The 19,207-nt window shown below is 43.1% G+C and carries 17 protein-coding genes; 14 read left to right on the top strand and 3 right to left on the bottom strand.

The window, feature by feature from the left end; all coding sequences use genetic code 11:
* Positions 1-9 precede the first annotated feature (9 nt).
* From NY014_RS13265 to NY014_RS13230, 8 genes are all read left to right on the top strand, one after another.
* Positions 10-726: a pyridoxine 5'-phosphate synthase gene (locus NY014_RS13265; protein ID WP_259415069.1), complete on the top strand. Its 717-nt coding sequence runs from the start codon at positions 10-12 to the stop codon at positions 724-726.
* Between the two features lie 87 nt (positions 727-813).
* On the top strand, positions 814-1,164 hold the full coding sequence (locus NY014_RS13260) for a four helix bundle protein (RefSeq protein WP_259415068.1): 351 nt from the start codon (positions 814-816) through the stop codon (positions 1,162-1,164).
* A 66-nt stretch (positions 1,165-1,230) separates the two neighbouring features.
* Positions 1,231-1,989, top strand: a complete 759-nt coding sequence (locus tag NY014_RS13255; RefSeq protein WP_259415067.1) for an alpha/beta fold hydrolase — start codon at positions 1,231-1,233, stop codon at positions 1,987-1,989.
* 12 nt (positions 1,990-2,001) lie between these two features.
* On the top strand, positions 2,002-2,445 hold the full coding sequence (locus NY014_RS13250; RefSeq protein ID WP_259415066.1) for a DinB family protein: 444 nt from the start codon (positions 2,002-2,004) through the stop codon (positions 2,443-2,445).
* 22 nt (positions 2,446-2,467) lie between these two features.
* On the top strand, positions 2,468-3,178 hold the full coding sequence (locus NY014_RS13245) for an SAM-dependent methyltransferase (RefSeq protein WP_259415065.1): 711 nt from the start codon (positions 2,468-2,470) through the stop codon (positions 3,176-3,178).
* Between the two features lie 2 nt (positions 3,179-3,180).
* The gene (locus NY014_RS13240; RefSeq protein ID WP_259415064.1) at positions 3,181-4,251 is read left to right on the top strand and encodes a dipeptidase; all 1,071 of its coding nucleotides are present in this window, start codon (positions 3,181-3,183) and stop codon (positions 4,249-4,251) included.
* Positions 4,252-4,345: 94 nt separating this feature from the next.
* Positions 4,346-5,680 (top strand): PEGA domain-containing protein, encoded by a 1,335-nt coding sequence (locus NY014_RS13235; RefSeq protein WP_259415063.1) that lies wholly within the window; start codon positions 4,346-4,348, stop codon positions 5,678-5,680.
* A 175-nt stretch (positions 5,681-5,855) separates the two neighbouring features.
* Positions 5,856-6,281: a hypothetical protein gene (locus NY014_RS13230; protein ID WP_259415062.1), complete on the top strand. Its 426-nt coding sequence runs from the start codon at positions 5,856-5,858 to the stop codon at positions 6,279-6,281.
* A gap of 16 nt (positions 6,282-6,297) precedes the next feature.
* Here the strand turns inward: NY014_RS13230 and NY014_RS13225 are convergent, their stop codons facing one another.
* The gene (locus NY014_RS13225; RefSeq protein WP_259415061.1) at positions 6,298-6,891 is read right to left on the bottom strand and encodes a gluconate 2-dehydrogenase subunit 3 family protein; all 594 of its coding nucleotides are present in this window, start codon (positions 6,889-6,891) and stop codon (positions 6,298-6,300) included.
* Positions 6,892-6,894: 3 nt separating this feature from the next.
* Complete coding sequence (locus NY014_RS13220; RefSeq protein ID WP_259415060.1) at positions 6,895-8,601, bottom strand: GMC oxidoreductase; 1,707 nt, start codon at positions 8,599-8,601, stop codon at positions 6,895-6,897.
* A gap of 161 nt (positions 8,602-8,762) precedes the next feature.
* Here NY014_RS13220 and NY014_RS13215 point away from each other — a divergent pair, with 161 nt between their 5' ends.
* From NY014_RS13215 to NY014_RS13205, 3 genes are read left to right on the top strand one after another with little or no spacing between them, the layout of a single operon-like run.
* Entirely contained in the window at positions 8,763-10,052 is a 1,290-nt protein-coding gene (locus NY014_RS13215; protein ID WP_259415059.1) for a M20/M25/M40 family metallo-hydrolase, read from the top strand.
* Positions 10,053-10,056: 4 nt separating this feature from the next.
* On the top strand, positions 10,057-11,916 hold the full coding sequence (locus NY014_RS13210) for an alpha-amylase family protein (protein WP_259415058.1): 1,860 nt from the start codon (positions 10,057-10,059) through the stop codon (positions 11,914-11,916).
* 14 nt (positions 11,917-11,930) lie between these two features.
* Complete coding sequence (locus NY014_RS13205) at positions 11,931-12,731, top strand: GH25 family lysozyme (protein WP_259415057.1); 801 nt, start codon at positions 11,931-11,933, stop codon at positions 12,729-12,731.
* Positions 12,732-12,876: 145 nt separating this feature from the next.
* Here NY014_RS13205 and NY014_RS13200 read toward each other — a convergent pair whose 3' ends face one another.
* Positions 12,877-14,511 (bottom strand): sulfatase family protein, encoded by a 1,635-nt coding sequence (locus NY014_RS13200; RefSeq protein ID WP_259415056.1) that lies wholly within the window; start codon positions 14,509-14,511, stop codon positions 12,877-12,879.
* Positions 14,512-14,658: 147 nt separating this feature from the next.
* On the opposite strand from NY014_RS13200, the gene NY014_RS13195 reads away from it, so the two are divergent.
* From NY014_RS13195 to NY014_RS13185, 3 genes are all read left to right on the top strand, one after another.
* On the top strand, positions 14,659-16,164 hold the full coding sequence (locus tag NY014_RS13195) for a Gfo/Idh/MocA family protein (protein ID WP_259415055.1): 1,506 nt from the start codon (positions 14,659-14,661) through the stop codon (positions 16,162-16,164).
* A 192-nt stretch (positions 16,165-16,356) separates the two neighbouring features.
* On the top strand, positions 16,357-17,304 hold the full coding sequence (locus NY014_RS13190; protein ID WP_259415054.1) for a sugar phosphate isomerase/epimerase family protein: 948 nt from the start codon (positions 16,357-16,359) through the stop codon (positions 17,302-17,304).
* 69 nt (positions 17,305-17,373) lie between these two features.
* Positions 17,374-19,176, top strand: coding sequence for a serine hydrolase (locus tag NY014_RS13185; protein WP_259415053.1), 1,803 nt, complete (start codon positions 17,374-17,376; stop codon positions 19,174-19,176).
* Positions 19,177-19,207 lie beyond the last annotated feature (31 nt).

The following is a 19,207-nucleotide window of genomic DNA, read 5'->3' as shown; positions in this document are numbered from 1 at the left end:
AGGCTTTTTATGACCAAGCTTAGTGTAAATATCAATAAGATCGCCACCCTTCGCAATGCAAGGGGCGGCAATAACCCAAATGTTGTTCAGGTTGCTAAGGATGCCGAACGTTTCGGAGCGGAGGGAATCACAGTGCACCCTCGTCCTGATGAAAGACATATCCGATATCAGGATGTATTGGATTTGGCAGAAGTAGTTACAACGGAGTTCAATATTGAAGGCTATCCAGACAAGCGATACATGGAATTGGTTAAGCTGGTAAAACCTGCCCAAGCTACGCTGGTACCTGATCCGCCAGATGCCTTGACATCCAATACAGGCTGGGATACCATCACCCATCAAAGTATGCTTCAGGATATTGTGGCAGAGTTGAAAGAAGCAGGTTGTCGAGTTTCAATTTTCATCAACCCAGAGTCCAAATATTTTGAGCCTGCAAAGGAAACCGGAACAGATCGAGTGGAGCTTTACACCGAGCCTTACGCTGTTCTATTTCCAAAGGATCGTGAAAAGGCTGTTCAGCCCTATGTGGAAGTTGCAAATATCGCCCGTGAACTCGGATTGGGACTTAATGCCGGCCATGATTTGGACTTGAATAATCTTGCCTTCCTAAAGCATAAAATTCCATTCTTGGATGAAGTTTCCATTGGCCATGCCCTCATCTGCGATGCATTATACTATGGATTGGAAAACACAATTCAGATGTATAGGAGGAGGTTGGAGATTTGATTTTTGGTCAACGGTCCACGGTCTATGGTCCACAGATTGTATTCGTTTACTACAGAAAAAAGCACTTAACCAACTATCTAAAATATTATGGCATTTAAGTTCGAAGATTTACGAGTATGGAAATTATCAATTGAACTTTCTGCTGAAGTAAATTCTTTGGTCAAATCTTTTCCTTCTGAAGAAAAATTTATTTTGGCTACACAAATCCAACGAGCTGCAGATTCTGTTGCTTTAAATATTGCCGAAGGGTCCACTGGACAATCCACACCAGAATTCAAAAAGTTTCTTGGATATTCGGTTCGCTCCGCAATTGAGGTGGTCAGTTGCCTTTATTTAGGCAAAAAGAGAAGCATCATTGGAGAGGAGGATTTCTCAAAACTATATTCCGCTTATGAGGATTTAATCAAAAAAATTCAAGCACTTAAAAATTCAATTTAGACACAAAACTCTAATTTTCACTTATCGGCTGTCGTCCGTTGACAGTGGACTGTTGACTATAATACCATGAAATTAAATTTTAAAAAATCCGGCACTGGTGAACCGCTAATCATTCTCCATGGGCTTTTTGGCTCGGCAGACAATTGGTTTTCCATTGCTAAGGAATTGGAAAATGATTTTACCCTCTACCTTGTAGACCAGCGGAATCATGGTGATTCCCCTAAATCAGATGAATGGAATTACGAGGTAATGGTAGAGGATTTGAAAGAGCTAATGGATGAAGAAGGGCTAAGTGAAGCTTACTTGATGGGACACTCCATGGGTGGGAAAACTGTCATGAACTTTGCAGTAACCTATCCCGATCGGGTTGAGAAATTAATCGTTGCTGACATAGCTCCTCGGTATTACCCTATTCACCATCAGACAATCTTAGAAGGATTAAATTCCATTAATCTTTCAGAAACCTATTCGCGAAAGGACGCCGATGACCAACTGGCAAAGTTTATCCCTTATCCTGGAATTCGACAATTCCTTTTGAAAAGTCTGGGTAGGGATAGAAACGGATTTTATTGGAAAATCAACCTTCCTGTCATTACTGAAAATATTGAAGAAGTAGGAAAGGCTTTGGAGGAAAACACCGTTTATTCAGGTCCTACCCTATTCCTAGCCGGTGCCAATTCCAATTACATCCAACAAAGTGATCTCCCAGATATTCTGGCTCATTTCCCGAATTATGAAATTGAATTCATTGAGGGAGCCGGTCATTGGCTTCATGCTGAAAAGCCAGAAGCAGTTGTTCGGGAAATTCGTAGATTTCTAATATAAAATAGGACATTGATGAAAGAAGCCATGCTTGAGATGTTGGTTCAGGTGGAGCTGACCAGTTCAAATCTTCAAGAAGTTCAAAACGAACACTGGAATTGGAAACTTAATAAAGACTCCAATTCCATTGGATTTATTCTCTTGCACATGGGTGAAATCGTCAATCTTTTTGGGACATTTTTTGAGATCCCTACTGATGTTCAAAACACTACCTTGGGCTTTGAAGACAATGGGCAAGGCAAGGACATTCAAGCTAGCCTAGCTCTAATTAAAAGGGGGTTCTCCAATTTAAAGAAGCTCATCGAAAACTCTGAAGAGGAGTTCTGGCAAGGAATTATTCACACTCCATTTTTTGGTGATGTAAGTCGATTCCGCTTATTCTCCCATATCCTATTTCACCACTTTCACCATTCAGGTCAGATTTCTGCCATACTAAAAAAGGGTAGAAAACTTGACTAAATCTGCCAATAAACCATCAAAAATGCCCCAAGGAAAGCTTTTCTTAATTCCCAATGTTCTTGCTGAGAATACTGCTGATTCAGTCATCAGCCCTCAGGTTCGGGAAGTAATCCAGCACACCAAAGTTTACTTGGTTGAAAATCCAAGAAATGCTAGGCGTTATATTTCAAGCCTAAAACTTGGTGTCAATTTGGAAGAAATTCACATGGAGGTTTTGGATAAAAACACTCCACCTGAATCCATTAATCGTCTACTTCAACCACTTTTTAAGGGTGCTGATGTAGGTATTATTTCAGAGGCAGGATGCCCGGGAATAGCTGACCCAGGTGCATTAGCGGTCGCTCATGCCCATACCCGAGGAATTCAGGTAATTCCTCTTTCAGGGCCAAGTTCTATGTTTTTATCCTTGATGGGCTCAGGTTTTTCGGGACAGTCATTTGCCTTTCACGGGTATTTGCCTATTGATAAAAAAGAAAGAGCCCAAGCATTAAAAAAATTGGAAGCAGAATCCCTTCGGGAAAAAAGAGCCCAGATTTTTATGGAAACACCTTTCCGGAACAATCAACTTTTGGAGGATTTAACCCGGATGCTTTCCCCTCAGACCAAACTTTGCATCGCAAAAAACCTTACCGCTTCGGATGAATTGATCCAAACCAAATCCATTCAGGATTGGAAAAAATCACCCATCGATCTGCATAAAGTTCCTACTGTATTTATCCTTCAAAGTTTCTGAACATGTTTACCATTGACGCTCACCTAGACTTAAGTATGAATGCCCTCGAATGGAATCGGGACCTCACTAGGCCGGTGTCAGAAATCAATGCTCGGGAAGTTGGCCTGGATGATAAACCGGATCGAGGAAATGCAGTCGTTTCAATTCCAGAACTCCGAAAAGGAAATATTGGGCTCGTGGTCGCTACACAAATCGCCCGCTATGTAGCTCCTGATAATCCTTTACCAGGATGGCATTCTCCTGAACAGGCTTGGGCGCAGACTCAAGGCCAACTGGCATGGTATCAAGCCATGGTGGAAAAAGGTGAGATGACTCAAATCCGGAATAAAGTTGAACTGGAAAACCATGTTTCACTTTGGCATGATGGAAAAGAATCTAGCCAAAAACCCATTGGTTTTATCCTGTCATTGGAAGGAGCAGATTCCATTGTCTCTCTGGATTATTTGGAAAAAGCTTATGAGTCTGGATTGAGAGCTTTAGGGCCCGCTCATTATGGCCCGGGTCGATATGCCTTTGGAACAGATGCATCAGCCCCTTTGAGTCAAAAAGGCAAAGATTTACTCCGAAAAATGGATGAATTGGGAATTATCCTGGATGCGACCCATTTGTGTGACTTAGCATTTTGGGATGCGTTGGAAGTTTTCCAAGGTCCAATATGGGCAAGCCATAATAATTGCAGAGCACTAGTTGATCACAATCGCCAATTTTCGGATGAAATGATCAAAGCTTTGATCGATCGCGGAGCAGTAATCGGAGGAGCTTTCGATGCATGGATGCTGAGTCCGGGATGGATTCGCGGGAAAAGCACCCCTAAGGAACGAAATGTTACGATCTCCACCGTTTTGGATCATTTAGATCATATCTGCCAACTAGCTGGGAATGTCAATCATATTGGAATTGGTTCCGATTTGGATGGAGCCTTCGGAAAAGAACAATGCCCTTGGGATTTGGAAACCATCGCAGACTTGCAGAAAACCCCAGACTTACTCCAAGAAAGAGGCTATTCCGAAAAGGATATCCAACAAGTCATGAGCGGAAATTGGTTGAACTTTTTGAGGAAAAATTGGCCATAACCTAGAATTGTTTATTCAAATCTGTACTCGCTTAAGTTGCATAAATAATTCTAATTGAATTATTTGCAGTCAAAATCGCCAACCCTTAAAATTTATGATAAAAAAGTACCTATTGTCTTGGGCAATGCTGAGTCTTATTGCTTTTACAGCGGTCCAAGCCCAAAAATTGACTATTACGGCCAATCATTCCGACGCCAAATTCATCCTGTTGAACGATTACGATGATTCCGAAAAGCAGGAATTAGGCATGGGAACTATCGAATACAAGCTCGAAAAAGATTCCCGAAATCGGATCAAAATCACCAAACCAGGCTTCCAGCCTGTTATCAAGGAATACAACCGAGATCTAAAGTGGGATAAGGATCAGCGTGTTTCTTTGGATGCTCGAAGAGTGGAGATTTCTGCTGAACCTTATGATGCTGATATCTACGTAGATGGTAGAAACATCGGGAAAAAGGCTATTTACCTTGTGATCGAAAAAGATCGGTTCCACACTGTAGAAGTGAAAAAATCAGGCTTTGCTCCTATCACCAAGACTTATTACAACTCTCCTGACCGTGAAACCCCACCAATCAAAGACTACTTTGAATTGAAGGATAGACAGGTTCGTCTGGAAGTTCTTCCTGCGGATGGCGTAGTAATGGCCAATGGGGTTTCTCTTGGAAAAGGAAATCAAGATATCAATATTCCGCTCGGAGAATGCGTGACCGTGACTGTAAATAAGGATGGCTATGTAGAATACACCAAAGTATTTTGTAATAAGCCGGAAACTGATCCGGAGCCACCGACAAGAGAGCAGGCATTGCTTTCTGATCGTTTAGTGAAAATCACTACCAACCCTACTGATGCAATTATTGAAATCGGTGGAAGAACGGTCGGAACCGGAAGCTATGATCTAAAAGTTCCTTCCAATGGAAGTGTGGAAGTGAGAGTATTAAAAGACGGGTACGTTCGATACATCAAAAACTACTACAACCAAGCCAATATGCAGGAACCTCCTGTAACTGACTACATCGAAATGACTGTAGATGAGGCTTACACTTCTTCTGTTTCCTCTGACTTGGCAAACGTTCGTATCACGGTTCCGGTCAATTCACAATATTCATCTGAAGAAGCTTGGAGAATTCTTTCCTCCATCATTACTCGATACTTTGATATCCTCGAGACAGTAGATTTCAATACTGGATATTTGACCACTTCTTGGCAAGTTGAAAACTTCCAGTCCAGTGTGATTCGAACTCGAGTAATCGTGAGTAGCGGTGGCAATTCTGACCAATTAGCTTATGCTGTAAAATTGGTGAGTCAGGAAGCTTACCTTGATGGTAGAAACCAAGTGACAGTAAAAGACGATGAGAAGTTTGAAGATTGGTCCCGAATTCTGAAAAAATATGAAGGGCTAATTCAAGAAATTCAAGCTCGACTACAATAAATCAAAACCCTGAGGATATCACCTCAGGGTTTTTTGTTTTTTCCAAATGAGTTAAGTATTATAAGATCAACAAGTTAACCTGGAGATTTATCTCAGTACAAAAGTAGGTTAACCTCAAACCCTTTAATTCTAAAGGTTTGGTTTCGATTAAGAAAGACACTTTATAATAAATTCTATGGAAAAGTTTTCTCGAATTCTTATCGTCGCATTGGTAGCTATAACAACATTCTATTTCTCATCAATGATTTTGAATGTAGTTTTTCTCAAAATTTCAGAATCTATTTCCATCAATATACCTACCTTAGTTTCAGCAATTTTAGGTTCTCTTTTAGCTGTCTATATCACCTATTTAGCAGTGAAGTTTATTCTAAAAGCATCAATGAACTCCTCATTTCAATACATCATAAAAGGAGCTCTGCTATTTGGTGCAATTGGATTTATTATTGGCTTTTTCGGCCCATTAATATTTCAGCCTGAAGCTAACTTAGGACCATTGCTTGGAATTTTTTATACAGGTCCAATAGGATTCATATTAGGCGCAATAGGTGGTTTTATTTATTGGAAATTGAAAATTCATCCCGCTTCCAAAGAACAATCCTAAACTCACTTTACAGGAATTATAAACTCCAAGTATTCCCAACATCTGATAGTGGAATACATCCTAAATAATCCCCAGGAATAGGATCATAACTGAGGATATTTTTTCCAACTTCTTCTGAACTAAAGTAAGCCCAAAGTACCATGGATTTTAAACCTCTGTAAAAACCAACAGGCTCCTGTGGTCCCACTGCAGTCCCCCAAACTTTGGGTGCATATTTCGGTGAATTCGATTCATGATCCTTAAAACAAGCTGCTTTGTCTTCAACTGAAAGTTCGGCAAAGACATTCCCATACTTTTCCTTACAATCAGTATTGAATTTCTCGATTTCTGAAACCACATATTTCTGACCGGCCTCATCATAGGTTTTGGCATACATCAAGTCGATAAAGACATCAGCCTTTACATCCAAGCCTCCTGGGGTTTCGGTTTTTGGTAATAGAAAATCCACAAAAGCGGTCATAAATCTCGCTTGATCCTCATTTAAAAAAATGGGAGTCCATGTCAATCTATCCTGCTTGGCACAGGCTTGCAATAAGCTCAGCAGTGTCGGAGCTCCAGCGGCTGCTCCAAGTGCCAAGGCTGATTTTTTGAGTGCGTCTCGTCTATTCATGGCTTAGAGGTTCATTTTTTTAAGTTCAGATACTGCATGATTGGCTGCTCGCGCAGTCAATGCCATATAAGTCAAGGAAGGATTGACACAGGAGGAGGAAGTCATACAAGCTCCGTCTGTTACAAAAACATTTTTACAGGTATGAACCTGATTGGTCGCATTCAAAACAGAAGTTTTTGGATCACCCCCCATTCTTGCAGTACCCATTTCATGGATTCCGTACCCCATCTCATGCTCATTATCAAAGTCATGGATATCCTTCAAACCTGCACGCTCCAGCATTTCCTTAGCGTCGATTCGAATCTGTTTATTCAAAGCCAATTCATTTGGTCCCCATTCCGCATCTATGGAAAGGGTCGGTTGCCCCCATTTATCCAAGACATCTTTATTGAGATAGACTTTGTTTTCATGGGATGGAAGGCATTCTGCAAATCCTGTGATGAAAAACTCCCAAGGTCCAGGTTTCATTAATCCATCCTTGAATTCTCCTCCAAAATCCTCTTGGTTGCTTCCTGCTCCCCACCCATGTCGGTATCCTCCACCTTGGAAACCCCAACCGCGAACAAAATTGTCACTTTGAGGCCCGTCTTTCAGATTCACATAGCGGGGAATATAAATCCCATTAGGGCGTCTTCCTTTGTAATATTTATCCTCAAAGCCTTCCACTGTCCCCATAGCGCCGATTCTATAGGTATGGTCCATTAAGTTGTGCCCCAATTCACCAGAGTCATTCCCTAAACCATTTGGAAAACGATTGGATGTAGAGTTCAATAGGATTTGAGTAGTGCTAAGCGTCGAGGCATTGACAAATACAATCTTCGCTTTGTAAACGATATCCTCACCCGTTTCAGCATCTATAATTCGTACGCCTGAAGCTTTTCCTTTTTCCTCATCATAGACGATGGATTGAACGATGGAAAAAGGTCGGATGGTCAAATTTCCGGTTGCATTTGCTGCTGGAAGAGTGACTGCATTCGAACTGAAATATGCTCCATAAGGGCAGCCTCTATCGCATCTGTTTCGGAACTGACACTTTCCTCGCCCATTCAAAGGTTCTGTCAAGTGAGCCACACGGCCAATTATTAAATTTCTTCCTGGAAAATCCTTTTCGATCCGTTCTTTTACATGCTTTTCAACACAGTTTAACTCCATAGGAGGCAAAAAATGGGAGTCCGGTAATTGTGGTAAACCTATCGCCTCTCCGCTAATTCCTGCGAATTTCTCTACATGGGTATACCAAGGTTCCAAATCTTTGTATCGAATCGGCCAATCCACTCCGTGACCATCCTTAGCGTTGGCTTCAAAATCCAAATCAGACCAACGGTAAGTTTGCTTTCCCCAAAGCAAGGATCGGCCTCCCATTTGATGGGCCCGAACCCACATGAAAGGTTTCACTTCAGTGTAGGGATTTTCAACATCATTAGCATGAAAGTGCTCATTGAATGCTCCTATAAATCCCGATCGACCACCTTTGGGATGGCGAGCAGCTTGTTCTGGGGTAAGACCTCCACGAAGTTCATGCTCCCAGGGATCCAAATTCATGGTAGGGTAATCCACCACATGCTCCACGATTCTACCTCGCTCTAGTACCAGCGTTTTGAGTCCTGCTTCGCAAAGTTCTTTTGCAGCCCAGCCTCCACTGATGCCTGACCCGATGACGATCGCATCATAAGTAAGGCTTTTATCTGCATCAATATTAAAATTGGCCATTTACAATAGGTTTATTGGAAAGAATAATAATAGCCAATTTTCCTCTAAAAACCCTGTTTAGATCATGAAAAGCAAAACAGTAAAAAGTATAGTTTTCTTTTCATGTTTATTACTCCTTAATACTTCTTGCCCTCATCCCCATTTTCCCCTATTTTTCCTAGATGAAAAAACTAGCCCTAATCTTGATTTTGGCCTTTGGGCCCTTTCTTAGTTTTGCGCAACAAAAACTCAATAAAGAGGAGCTGCAACTTGTCGAATTAATTGATAAAAATTACCAAGAGACGGTCGCTCTTTTGGAGGAGGTTCTCAATATTAATTCCGGTTCTTTGAACAAGGAAGGAGTCAGAGAAGTAGGTCGTGTTTTTGAAAGGGAATTTCAGAAAATAGGCTTTGAAACCGAATGGATAGAAGTTCCTGCCGAAGTAAATCGAGCAGGCCATTTTGTAGCAAGCAGAAAAGGAACAAAGGGCAAGAAACTTTTACTGATTGGGCACTTGGATACTGTATTTGAAAAAGATATGCCTTTTACTCCGTTCACTTGGCTCAATGACAGTACCGCAACCGGACAAGGAGCTAATGATATGAAAGGTGGAGATGTACTGGTTTTTGCCAGTCTAAAAGCATTGCATGAATTGGGCTTATTGGATGACCGAAGTATTACCGTGTATTTTATGGGTGATGAAGAGAGCTCAGGAGACAATGAGCTTTCGAGACGGGATTTCATCGAGCGTGCCAAATCCCATGATATTGCTTTGGGCTATGAGACAGCCCAAGGTTTCAACTCCGTGACCGTCGCCCGTAGAGGATCAAGTGGCTGGACTTTGAAAACCACGGGACGTCAAAGTCATTCCAGTGGAGTTTTTCGTGAAAGTGTGGGCTATGGCGCCATCTATGAAGCTGCAAGAATTTTGACGGAATTTCGGGAAGAGCTCGCAGGAGAGCAATACTTGACTTTTAACCCTGGACAGATTATCGGAGGTTCAGATATTTCCTATGATGAAGAAACAGGAAAAGGCGAAGCTTTGGGAAAAACCAATATCGTAGCGCGTGAAGCTTATGTAACAGGAGATTTACGATTTTTGGGAGAAGAACAAAAGGAGCGCACACGAGCCAAAATGCAAGAAATTGTCGATCGAAACCTTAATCAAACTGATGCAGAAATTACCTTCCGGGACGGAATTCCTTCCATGAGTCCCCGAGAAGAAAATTATGAATTGGCAGCTATCTTGAATCAGGTAAGTTTAGATATGGGATTGGGAGAAGTGAAACCGGGTGATCCAGGAAGTCGAGGAGCAGCTGACATAGCTTATGTGGCGGATATTCTTCCAGGCTTGGATGGTCTTGGGGCTTCCGGTCGTGGAGCCCATGCCCCTGGCGAAACAATCAACATGAAACAATTTCCTGACCTGATAAAACGGAATACTCTTCTGCTCTACCGATTGACCCGATAACCTGATGAAGAAATTTTTAATCCCGGCGATGATAACGGCGGCGATTCTTTCCTGCCAATCTCCAAAACCTCAAGAAAGCGAACCTATGAAACCTCAAAAAATCGTTGTCTATCAGGTTTTTACAAGACTTTTTGGCAATACCAATACCACCAACAAACCTTGGGGAACCAAGGAGGAAAATGGGGTTGGAAAGTTCAATGACTTCACAGATACCGCCTTGGATGAAATCAAAAAACTCGGGATATCACATATCTGGTATACCGGCGTGCCACATCATGGAGTAATCGGGGATTTTCCAGAAATCGGTGTAAGCTCCGATGATCCGGATGTGATCAAAGGACGGGCAGGTTCGCCTTATGCCGTGCGGGATTACTACCAAGTCAACCCGGACTTGGCAGTGGATGTGACCAAGCGGATGGAAGAATTCGAAGCTTTGATCGAACGTACACACAAGCATGGGATGAAGGTGATTATCGATATCGTACCTAATCATGTTTCCCGGCATTATGAAGGGAAAAACAATCCTGCTGGAGTGAGGGATTTCGGCGCGGATGATGATACTTCGGTGGAATATACCCGAGACAACAACTTTTATTACATCCCGGGAGAAGCCTTTCAAGTACCCGAACCCAAAAACGGATACCAACCTCTTGGCGGAGAAGAGAATCCCTTAGCTGACAGAAAATTTGATGAAAACCCAGCCAAATGGACAGGCAATGGTTCCAGAAAAGCCCAGCCTGATTTTTATGATTGGTATGAAACAGTCAAAATAAATTATGGGGTCAGACCTGACGGAACAAAAGATTTTGATGAGTTACCAGTCGGAGCTGATTCCCTAGATTGGAAGGCGCATTATGACTTTTGGCAGGGCAAAGAAGTGCCTGATTCCTGGAAAAAGTTCAAGGACATCACCCAGTTTTGGCTAGCAAAAAAGGTAGACGGATTCCGATTTGATATGGCTGAGATGGTACCGGTGGAGTTTTGGTCCTACCTGAATTCCCATATCAAAAAGACCAATTCGGAAGCATTTCTTCTGGCCGAAGTATACAACCCAAGCCTGTACCGAGACTACATCCACAAGGGAAAAATGGATTATCTCTACGATAAGGTGGAGTTGTACGACACCTTGAAGCATATCATGCAAGGTTACGGTTCGACCGATAATCTGGCGCCGATTTTGGAAGGATTGAAAGACATTGAGCATCATATGCTCCACTTTCTGGAAAACCATGACGAACAAAGAATAGCAAGTCCAGAATTTGCCGGAAATCCCTGGAAAGCTATGCCTGCCATGGTCGTTTCGGCAACCGTTTCAACTTCTCCTACCATGATTTATTTCGGTCAAGAAGTAGGCGAACCGGGAGCAGAGAATGCAGGATTTGGACAGCCTAGCCGAACCTCTATTTTCGATTACATAGGAGTTCCGCAGCATCAGAAATGGATGAATGGAGGGAAGTTTGATGGAGGACAGCTGTCGGAAAATGAAAAAGCCCTTCGAAACTACTATTCCGAAGTGCTCAACTTCACCCGAAACAGCTCTGCTTTAATGGGTGAATACCTAGAATTGCATTCCTTCAACCGTCAACAAAATCCAGCATACACAGATAAAGCCTTTGCTTTTGCCCGCTGGGATGAAAGCCAAAAGCTAATAGTGGTGACCAACTTCGATGAATTCCAATCGGTGAAAACGACGCTCAAACTTTCTCCGGAACTATTCAAAGAATGGAATCTGGAAAAAGGCGAGCGGGAAATTAAAGAGCTCATGTTTGGGAAGAAGAAGACTTTGTTGCGAGTGACGGATGCCGGGGCTGAAATCGACTTGGACTTTGGGCCATGGGAGTCGGCGGTGTTTGAAGTGAAATAAGACAAGTAGTTTCCATGCCCCGAAAAAAGGCTTCTAACTCCTGGATTTGGGTAATTTTTCTAATCCTGCTTACCCTGATTGGAGGAACTGTTTCTCTAATCAAATACAACAAATGGATCAAGCGGGAGCTATCTGACTATACCCGAAAAACTCCTGCTTGGACAGAAACGCAAAAGTTTGATCAGGTATTTAATCAATTTCCAGATGGAATTTTGGGAATTGACATTTCTCAATATCAAGGAAAAATTGACTTCAATAAGCTGACCCTTCAACTCCAAAATCGTCCTGTCCAGTTTTTAGTCTTTCGTGCTACCATGGGAAGCGATGGCTTGGACCGGAGATTTTATGAAAACTGGGAAGCAGCCAAAAAGTTGCCTGTGGTTCGAGGGGTTTACCACTATTACCGCCCCAATGAAAATAGCACCCACCAAGCTGAAAATTTTATCCGAACTGTCAAATTAGAATCCGGAAATCTCATCCCCGTGTTGGATATTGAGAAGCACAGCACAATTCAATCCAGGAACCGATTGCGCCAAGGCATCAAAAACTGGTTGAATCTTGTCGAAGCTCATTACGGAGTAAAACCAATGATTTATACTGGAGATCGATTTTTTTGGGAGGTTCTTCACAATCAGGGATTTGATGAATATCCTATTTGGGTTGCGAATTATAATCGAGTTTTAGAACCAGAGACCAAAAATTGGGTAATCTGGCAGTTTTCAGAAAAGGGAAGTCTGGAAGGTATTGGAGAAAGAATCGATTTGAATATCCTACGTGGGGGAAGATTTCAGCTACACAAATTGAAAATGCCTTAAGTGCTGTTAAATCATTCAGATTTGGTATTTCTCTTCCCATTTACATCGCAATAATGCTTTTCCGAAAGCGGGATAATTCTAATCACTTACTTGAGTGTCTAGATTCAAAAGATTCAGGACAAATTGATATCAAACTTTTTTCAATTTATTCCAGCTTCACAGCCACTTCCGCCGCCACATACCCGATCCGATGAGTATTCACATACAGGGAATCTCCTGCCATTGCTTCAAAAGGTCCGGTGTAGATCTTCCAGGATTCGAAGCTGGACTTTCTCCAACCGATCAAAGCAGAAGGGGTAGAGCAACTCAAGGTGACCATGCCATTTTCAAATTCAACGTCTGCCTCCGCGGTGACCGGAGGATTATCGCCTCCATTCCACATGGCTTTCACCATTTCCATTTCATTCAGGGCACCTTTGTCTCCGTACTCAACAACCCAGTCCTCATGTGCTTTGCGTAGTTCAGCAAGCTTTTCAGCGTAGTCAGGATTGCCTGCCAGATTGGTAAACTCCCAAGGATCGCTTTGGGTATCGTAGAGTTCTTCCTCGGGCTTGCTTTGGGCAAACCAGCGGGCTTGATTTTCATTAAGCAAGCCTTTTTCATTCAAATCCAACAGGTGGACCATCAATGGATTATTCAAACGATATTGGATATTCTGGTAATTCGGCTTTTCTGGCATGTAGTTTCGGATGTATTTAAATCGACCATCGGAAACAGCCCTTACCCGATCGTACTCGCTATCCATCCGATCCCTAGCCGCATAGACATACTTTCGAGGCTCTGCTTTTTGGGCTCCCAGGAAAGCCTGCCCCTGCATACTTTCAGGAATTTGAACTCCCGAAAGTGAAAGGACAGTCGGTCCAAAATCCACAAAACTGACCAATTCATCTGTTTTTGTTCCTCCTTCCAGCCAAGGGGCTTTAACCAGTAAAGGTACCTTCAATCCCCTATCGTAGAGTTCACGCTTGAAATAGGGCATCCCATCCCCATGGTCGGAATAGAAGAAAATGATGGTGTTTTCGTACAATCCATCTTCCTTCAATTGGGCAATCACTTCTCCCACCTGTTGATCCATCCGCATCACATTGGTAATAAAGCGAGCCAGAGTTCTTCGGGTCAGGGAATCATCGGGATAGACAGGAGGAACCGTTACGTCTTTTGGATTCACTAAAAGACTATCCTGACCTTCTCTTACCCAAACCTGAGATTCATGGGTAGTCATAAAATTGAAAATGGAGAAAAAAGGCTGATTTTTATCGGGTCGGTTGCGCCAATGGGCATTGCGGCTGCTTTCATCCCACATCATAACCGGTGATCGAAATTGATAATCTTCCTTCACATTATTGGTCACATAATAGCCTGCCATGCGCAAGTGAACTGGATATGGCCACATTCCTTCAGGTAATACCACATTATAACTCTTAAATCCCGGAGGATAGGCATCTAGCGCATTCGCAGACATTCCGGTAGTCCGCATATGATGCGCTCCAATGGAAGTTTGATAGGCCCCAGTGATCAAAGCAGCCCGACTAGGGGCGCAGACTCCTGCCGTGGAAAAGGCATTTTGGTATTGCAGAGATTCCGCTGCCAAAGCGTTTAAATTGGGCGTCTTCCCTCCTGTGCCTCCGTAGCTTTCCAGATGTTCGGGAGACATATCTTCGACGACGATCCAGACGATATTGGGTCTTTCGGGATAAACAATTTCTTGGATTTGGGGCTCCTTGTTTTGACAGGAGAAAATCACAAAGAGAATCAAAAAAGTGAAAGCTAGATTTTTCATAGGGCATGGAATTGATCCTATAAGTTAGGATTTTCTAAAAGAGAAGCTTCCCAATATCAAAAAATATGAAATGAGGACTTTGATCAAAGGCTCTCCTTTTTAGACTGAAATTCTTAAATTCCATTTCAAACCCAAAAAACCTAAATCATGTCCACGCTAAATCGCCGGGATTTTCTGGCCTCCGCCGCTACTTTCGCCGCTTCCTTTACCATCGTTCCTTCCAATGTCATTGCCGGACTAGGAAAAATCCCTCCCTCTGATCAATTGACCGTTGCGAATATTGGTTGCGGTACACAAGGCCTTCGCGAAATGAGCGGACTTCTCAACAATCCTAAAGTACGTGTAGTTGCAGTCTGCGATGTAAATAAATTCTCAACAGATTACATTGATTGGTCTCCTTATGGCATCCGGAATGATATTCGAAGAACAATCGGTGACGATTCTTGGTGGGAAGGCAAACCCGGAATTCCTGGAGGCAGGGATATTGGGAAAGAATATGTTGAAAAATTCTATTCCAAAAACAGCCCTTCAGGTGGCTACAAAGGCTGTGCAAGCTACGAAGACTATCGAGAACTTTTCGCCAAAGAAAGTGGAATCGACGTAGTCAAAATCATGACTCCCGACCATACTCATGCGCCGATCGCCCTAGCAGCCATGGATTCTAAAATGCATGTGGTAACCCACAAGCCCATTGCAAATCGATTGGTTGAAGGGAGAAAAGTCATCCAAAAAGCCAAAGATTCTGGCTTGGTTACTCATCTTTTAGCTTGGTCGGATCGGCCCGAATACCGGCAGATCAAAGCTTGGATTGATGCGGGATTGATAGGGGAATTGAAAGAAATCCACAATTGGTCTTATCGACCTGTTTGGCAGCAGTGGACCAAAAGACCTGCGGAATCTCAACCTATCCCAGATGGATTGAACTGGGAACTTTGGCTCGGTCCTGTTCCGGATATGCCTTATCATAAAAACTATACGCACAATGTTTTCCGTGGCTGGTATGAGTTCGGAGGAGGGAGCGTGGCTGATATGGGACATTACAGTTTGTTTCCACTATTTGAAACCTTAGGCATCCATCGAAGTCCCATTTCTGCAAAAGCCTTTGGCACCACGACCCGAGAGGAAGTCAATCAGGTCTATCAGTGGGTGAATAATGATGTCGCCTTCCCTGCCAGTTGCATGATCAAATGGAAATTCCCTGAACAGGAAAAATTACCTGCTTTTGATCTTTTTTGGTATGACGGAGGAATGAAGCCGTTTGCTCCTGAAGAACTGGAAATGGATGCGAAAGATACACCCGAAGAAGGGTTGATGATTGTGGGAACCAAAGGGAAAATTTTAGGTGGTTTCCGAGGTGAAAACCCAGTGCTTTTACCGGAAAGTAAAATGATGCCAGGCCGGGATTCTGAACGGATCAATTCCCGAGAAGTTGATCGGAAAACCGATCAGTGGGTGGATGCTATGCTTGAAAACAGACAGACCCCTGGTAGCTTTACCCGAGCCCAATGCATTACCGATACGATTAATCTCGGCGCTATTGCTTTGCGCGCTGGTAAAAAAGTCCACTTTGATTCCAATCTTGTGAAGATCACAAACGATGAAGAGGCCAATCGCTTGCTGACTAGGGAGTATCGGTCTGGATGGGAGATTTGATTCAGTAGGCAGAGGGCAGTGAGCAGTTGGCACTGAGCAGTGAGCAGCTGTTTCATTGCGGGAAAGAGGAACCGCCTGCTGTCGAGGAAAATGAAGCCCCCTCTATCAGGGTAAGCATTCTCCCTCAAATTCATTAACTTAGGTTACCATTATTAATACATCAATAACCATTAACCCAAAATCCAACCACCTATGACGAACAGAAGAAATTTCCTCAAAACCTCTGGCTTGGCCGCTGCGGCCCTAGGGCTCGGGCTCCCTGAATTTTCATTTGCCAAAGCCAAAGCAGATCCGATTTTTAAAATTTCCTTAGCTGAATGGTCTCTCTATCGACCACTTTTCGCAGGTAAAATGGATCATTTGGATTTTGCAATTGAAGCAAAAAAACACAACATCGATGCAGTAGAGTATGTCAATCAATTTTTCATGGATAAAGCTCAAGACAAGGTTTATCTCCAAGAAATGAAAACCCGCGCTGAGGGCGAAGGTGTCACCAATGTATTGATCATGGTAGACCGTGAAGGGCAATTGGGTGCTGCAACTCCAGAAGAGCGCCAAAAAACAGTAGATAATCACAAAAAATGGGTAGAAGCAGCTCAATTCTTAGGTTGCCATTCCATCCGAATCAATGCCTACACTGCTGTTCCATTCAGTCAGGATCCTAAACTAGAGCAAGAAGCGATTGATGTTTGCAGCTCCACACTCCGAAGAATCTGTGAATTTGCAGATGACTACGATATCAATGTAATTATTGAAAACCATGGAGGTTTCTCTTCCAATGGCAAATGGCTAGCTGAATTGATCAAACAAACAGCCCATTCACGAGCAGGTACGCTTCCTGATTTCGGAAACTTTAGAATGCATGCAGAAGGAGAGCGGATCATGAGTTATGACTCTTATAGAGGAGTAGATGAATTGATGCCTTATGCGAAGGGAGTTAGTTTAAAACCAACAGTTTGGAACGATCAAGGAGAGGAGCATCCGCTAGATTATACCCGAATGATGAAAATTGTACTCGCTCATGATTATCATGGCTATGTCGGAATCGAACATGGTGCTGAAGGACGTGAGTGGGAAAGTATCGAAGAAATCCGGGTGAATCTGGATATGGTCCGGCGAACACTGGAAAATGAAGGATAATTCAACGCTAAGCCTCCTAATTGGAGGCTTTATTTTTTGTATTATTGTTTTCTACCTTTTTCTAATGCCATGAAAAAAATCTTTCTACCCCTCATTTTATTTTGCCTTTTTCTAAACCCTACCTTTTCCCAGAAAAAAGCAGATGTTTTTAAAACCTTGGACACCGAACTCGAAAAAGCACGAGTCGCCCTAAATACTCCCGGCTTTGCGGTCGCTATCGTCCAAAAGGATAAAATCGTCTATGCCAAAGGATTTGGCTATAAGGATGTGGAAAATCAGGTTCCGGTGACAGAAAACACGCTTTTTGCCATCGGCTCTTCCTCCAAGGCCTTTACTTCCGCAGTCTTAGGCGTGCTGCGCAAAGAGGAGAAAATCGACTTCGACGAACGACCAGGAAAATATATCCCCGAACTTCGCTTTGCAGAACCTTGGATGAATGAACAAATCATTGTAAAAGACCTGATGGCACACCGGACGGGATTGCCGAGGCACGACTTTTCTTGGTTTATGTTTCCCTCTGAGTCTAAGTCCGAACTGATCAAGCGTATCGAATTTCAGGAACCTTTCACCGGATTGCGACAGCGGTGGTATTACAACAACTGGATGTTTTTCCTCCAAGGGGAAATTGGTGCCCGACTTACCGGAAAAAGCTGGGAAGAGAATGTACAAGAACTCTTTTTTGACAAATTGGGCATGACCCGAAGCAATTTCCGTATTCCTGACCTAGAAAAAGATGCTGATAAATCTTTTGGCTACTCGGTAGATTTGGAAGGCAAGACCAAAAAAATGGACTACTACAACATCGCAGCCATGGGTCCGGCAGGAGCGATCAATTCCAGCGTTTCCGAGATGTCCAATTGGCTGATCACCTGGATCAATGGTGGGAAATTCAAGGGAGAACAAATCATCCCCGAGGACTATGTAAAAGAAGCCATGAGTGCGCAGATGGTCGTGGCTGCAGGCACTCCTTCCAAAGAACATCCCGATGTACAGTTTTCGAACTATGGCTATGGCTGGTTTTTGGCTTCCTATCGGGGACACTATCGGGTGGAGCATGGGGGAAATATTGACGGCTTTTCGGCTTCAGCATCATTTTTCCCAACAGACAGTTTGGGAATCATGATTTTGACCAATCAAAACGGTTCGCCGCTACCGGGGGTGACAAGAAATATAATCTCAGATTATATGCTTGAACTAGACCCGGTAGACTGGCTAGGCGAGACAGTCAAGAGACTGGAAGAAGCAAAAGAAGCACAAGCCAAAGCCAAAGCAGCTGCCGACTCTACCGCAAAAGCTAGCCTGACCAAGCCTTCCCACATTTTGATGGACTACACTGGCACTTACGAACATCCCGGCTATGGTAAAATGGAGATTGACCTTAAGAATGATACGCTCTTTGTGCAGACCGGCCTCTTGGGTGGATTCTTGGAACACAAAGATTACGATACCTTCAATATGTATCTGATTTATCAGGGCGAACCCAATCGAGACAATCCATTTATTTTTCAGTTTGTCAGCAATATGACCGGTGATATTTCCGGATTAAAAGCCGCGTTGGAGCCTGCCCTCGACCCGATCGAATTCAAGCGGACTCCGAAGGAAAATGAGCTTTCGGTGGATGACTTGAAAAAATATGAAGGAGCCTATATGCTGATGGGCGTGCAGGAAGTGAAAATTTACATCAAAGAGGAAAAACTCTATGCTTTCGTTCCTGGTCAGCCCGAGTACGAATTGGTCAATATCGGCGAACATGAGTTTAATCTAAAGGTGCTAGAAGGCTTTAAGGTGAAGTTTGAGGAAAAAGACGGGGAAATCATCGCGGTAAGCTTTATTCAACCGAATGGGACGTTTAGAGGAGAGAGAAAGCAGTAAACCCAACCTTTGAGGTGTCATTTCGAAAGAG

This window comes from Algoriphagus limi, from assembly GCF_024919275.1.
Taxonomy (GTDB): Bacteria; Bacteroidota; Bacteroidia; order Cytophagales; family Cyclobacteriaceae; genus Algoriphagus; species Algoriphagus limi.
Note: the sequence above shows the minus strand (reverse complement) of the source record. Positions and strands in the feature narration are given on the sequence as shown.

What these genes read in the sequence shown, in the direction of transcription:
- NY014_RS13185 (WP_259415053.1), top strand. Translation starts at nt 17,374, where the DNA reads ATGAAAAAAATCTTTCTACCCCTCATTTTATTTTGCCTTTTTCTAAAC.
- NY014_RS13265 (WP_259415069.1), top strand. Translation starts at nt 10, where the DNA reads ATGACCAAGCTTAGTGTAAATATCAATAAGATCGCCACCCTTCGCAAT.
- NY014_RS13220 (WP_259415060.1), bottom strand. Translation starts at nt 8,601, where the DNA reads ATGGCCAATTTTAATATTGATGCAGATAAAAGCCTTACTTATGATGCG.
- NY014_RS13210 (WP_259415058.1), top strand. Translation starts at nt 10,057, where the DNA reads ATGAAGAAATTTTTAATCCCGGCGATGATAACGGCGGCGATTCTTTCC.
- NY014_RS13225 (WP_259415061.1), bottom strand. Translation starts at nt 6,891, where the DNA reads ATGAATAGACGAGACGCACTCAAAAAATCAGCCTTGGCACTTGGAGCA.
- NY014_RS13190 (WP_259415054.1), top strand. Translation starts at nt 16,357, where the DNA reads ATGACGAACAGAAGAAATTTCCTCAAAACCTCTGGCTTGGCCGCTGCG.
- NY014_RS13255 (WP_259415067.1), top strand. Translation starts at nt 1,231, where the DNA reads ATGAAATTAAATTTTAAAAAATCCGGCACTGGTGAACCGCTAATCATT.
- NY014_RS13230 (WP_259415062.1), top strand. Translation starts at nt 5,856, where the DNA reads ATGGAAAAGTTTTCTCGAATTCTTATCGTCGCATTGGTAGCTATAACA.
- NY014_RS13260 (WP_259415068.1), top strand. Translation starts at nt 814, where the DNA reads ATGGCATTTAAGTTCGAAGATTTACGAGTATGGAAATTATCAATTGAA.
- NY014_RS13200 (WP_259415056.1), bottom strand. Translation starts at nt 14,511, where the DNA reads ATGAAAAATCTAGCTTTCACTTTTTTGATTCTCTTTGTGATTTTCTCC.
- NY014_RS13205 (WP_259415057.1), top strand. Translation starts at nt 11,931, where the DNA reads ATGCCCCGAAAAAAGGCTTCTAACTCCTGGATTTGGGTAATTTTTCTA.
- NY014_RS13250 (WP_259415066.1), top strand. Translation starts at nt 2,002, where the DNA reads ATGAAAGAAGCCATGCTTGAGATGTTGGTTCAGGTGGAGCTGACCAGT.
- NY014_RS13240 (WP_259415064.1), top strand. Translation starts at nt 3,181, where the DNA reads ATGTTTACCATTGACGCTCACCTAGACTTAAGTATGAATGCCCTCGAA.
- NY014_RS13215 (WP_259415059.1), top strand. Translation starts at nt 8,763, where the DNA reads ATGAAAAAACTAGCCCTAATCTTGATTTTGGCCTTTGGGCCCTTTCTT.
- NY014_RS13195 (WP_259415055.1), top strand. Translation starts at nt 14,659, where the DNA reads ATGTCCACGCTAAATCGCCGGGATTTTCTGGCCTCCGCCGCTACTTTC.
- NY014_RS13245 (WP_259415065.1), top strand. Translation starts at nt 2,468, where the DNA reads ATGCCCCAAGGAAAGCTTTTCTTAATTCCCAATGTTCTTGCTGAGAAT.
- NY014_RS13235 (WP_259415063.1), top strand. Translation starts at nt 4,346, where the DNA reads ATGATAAAAAAGTACCTATTGTCTTGGGCAATGCTGAGTCTTATTGCT.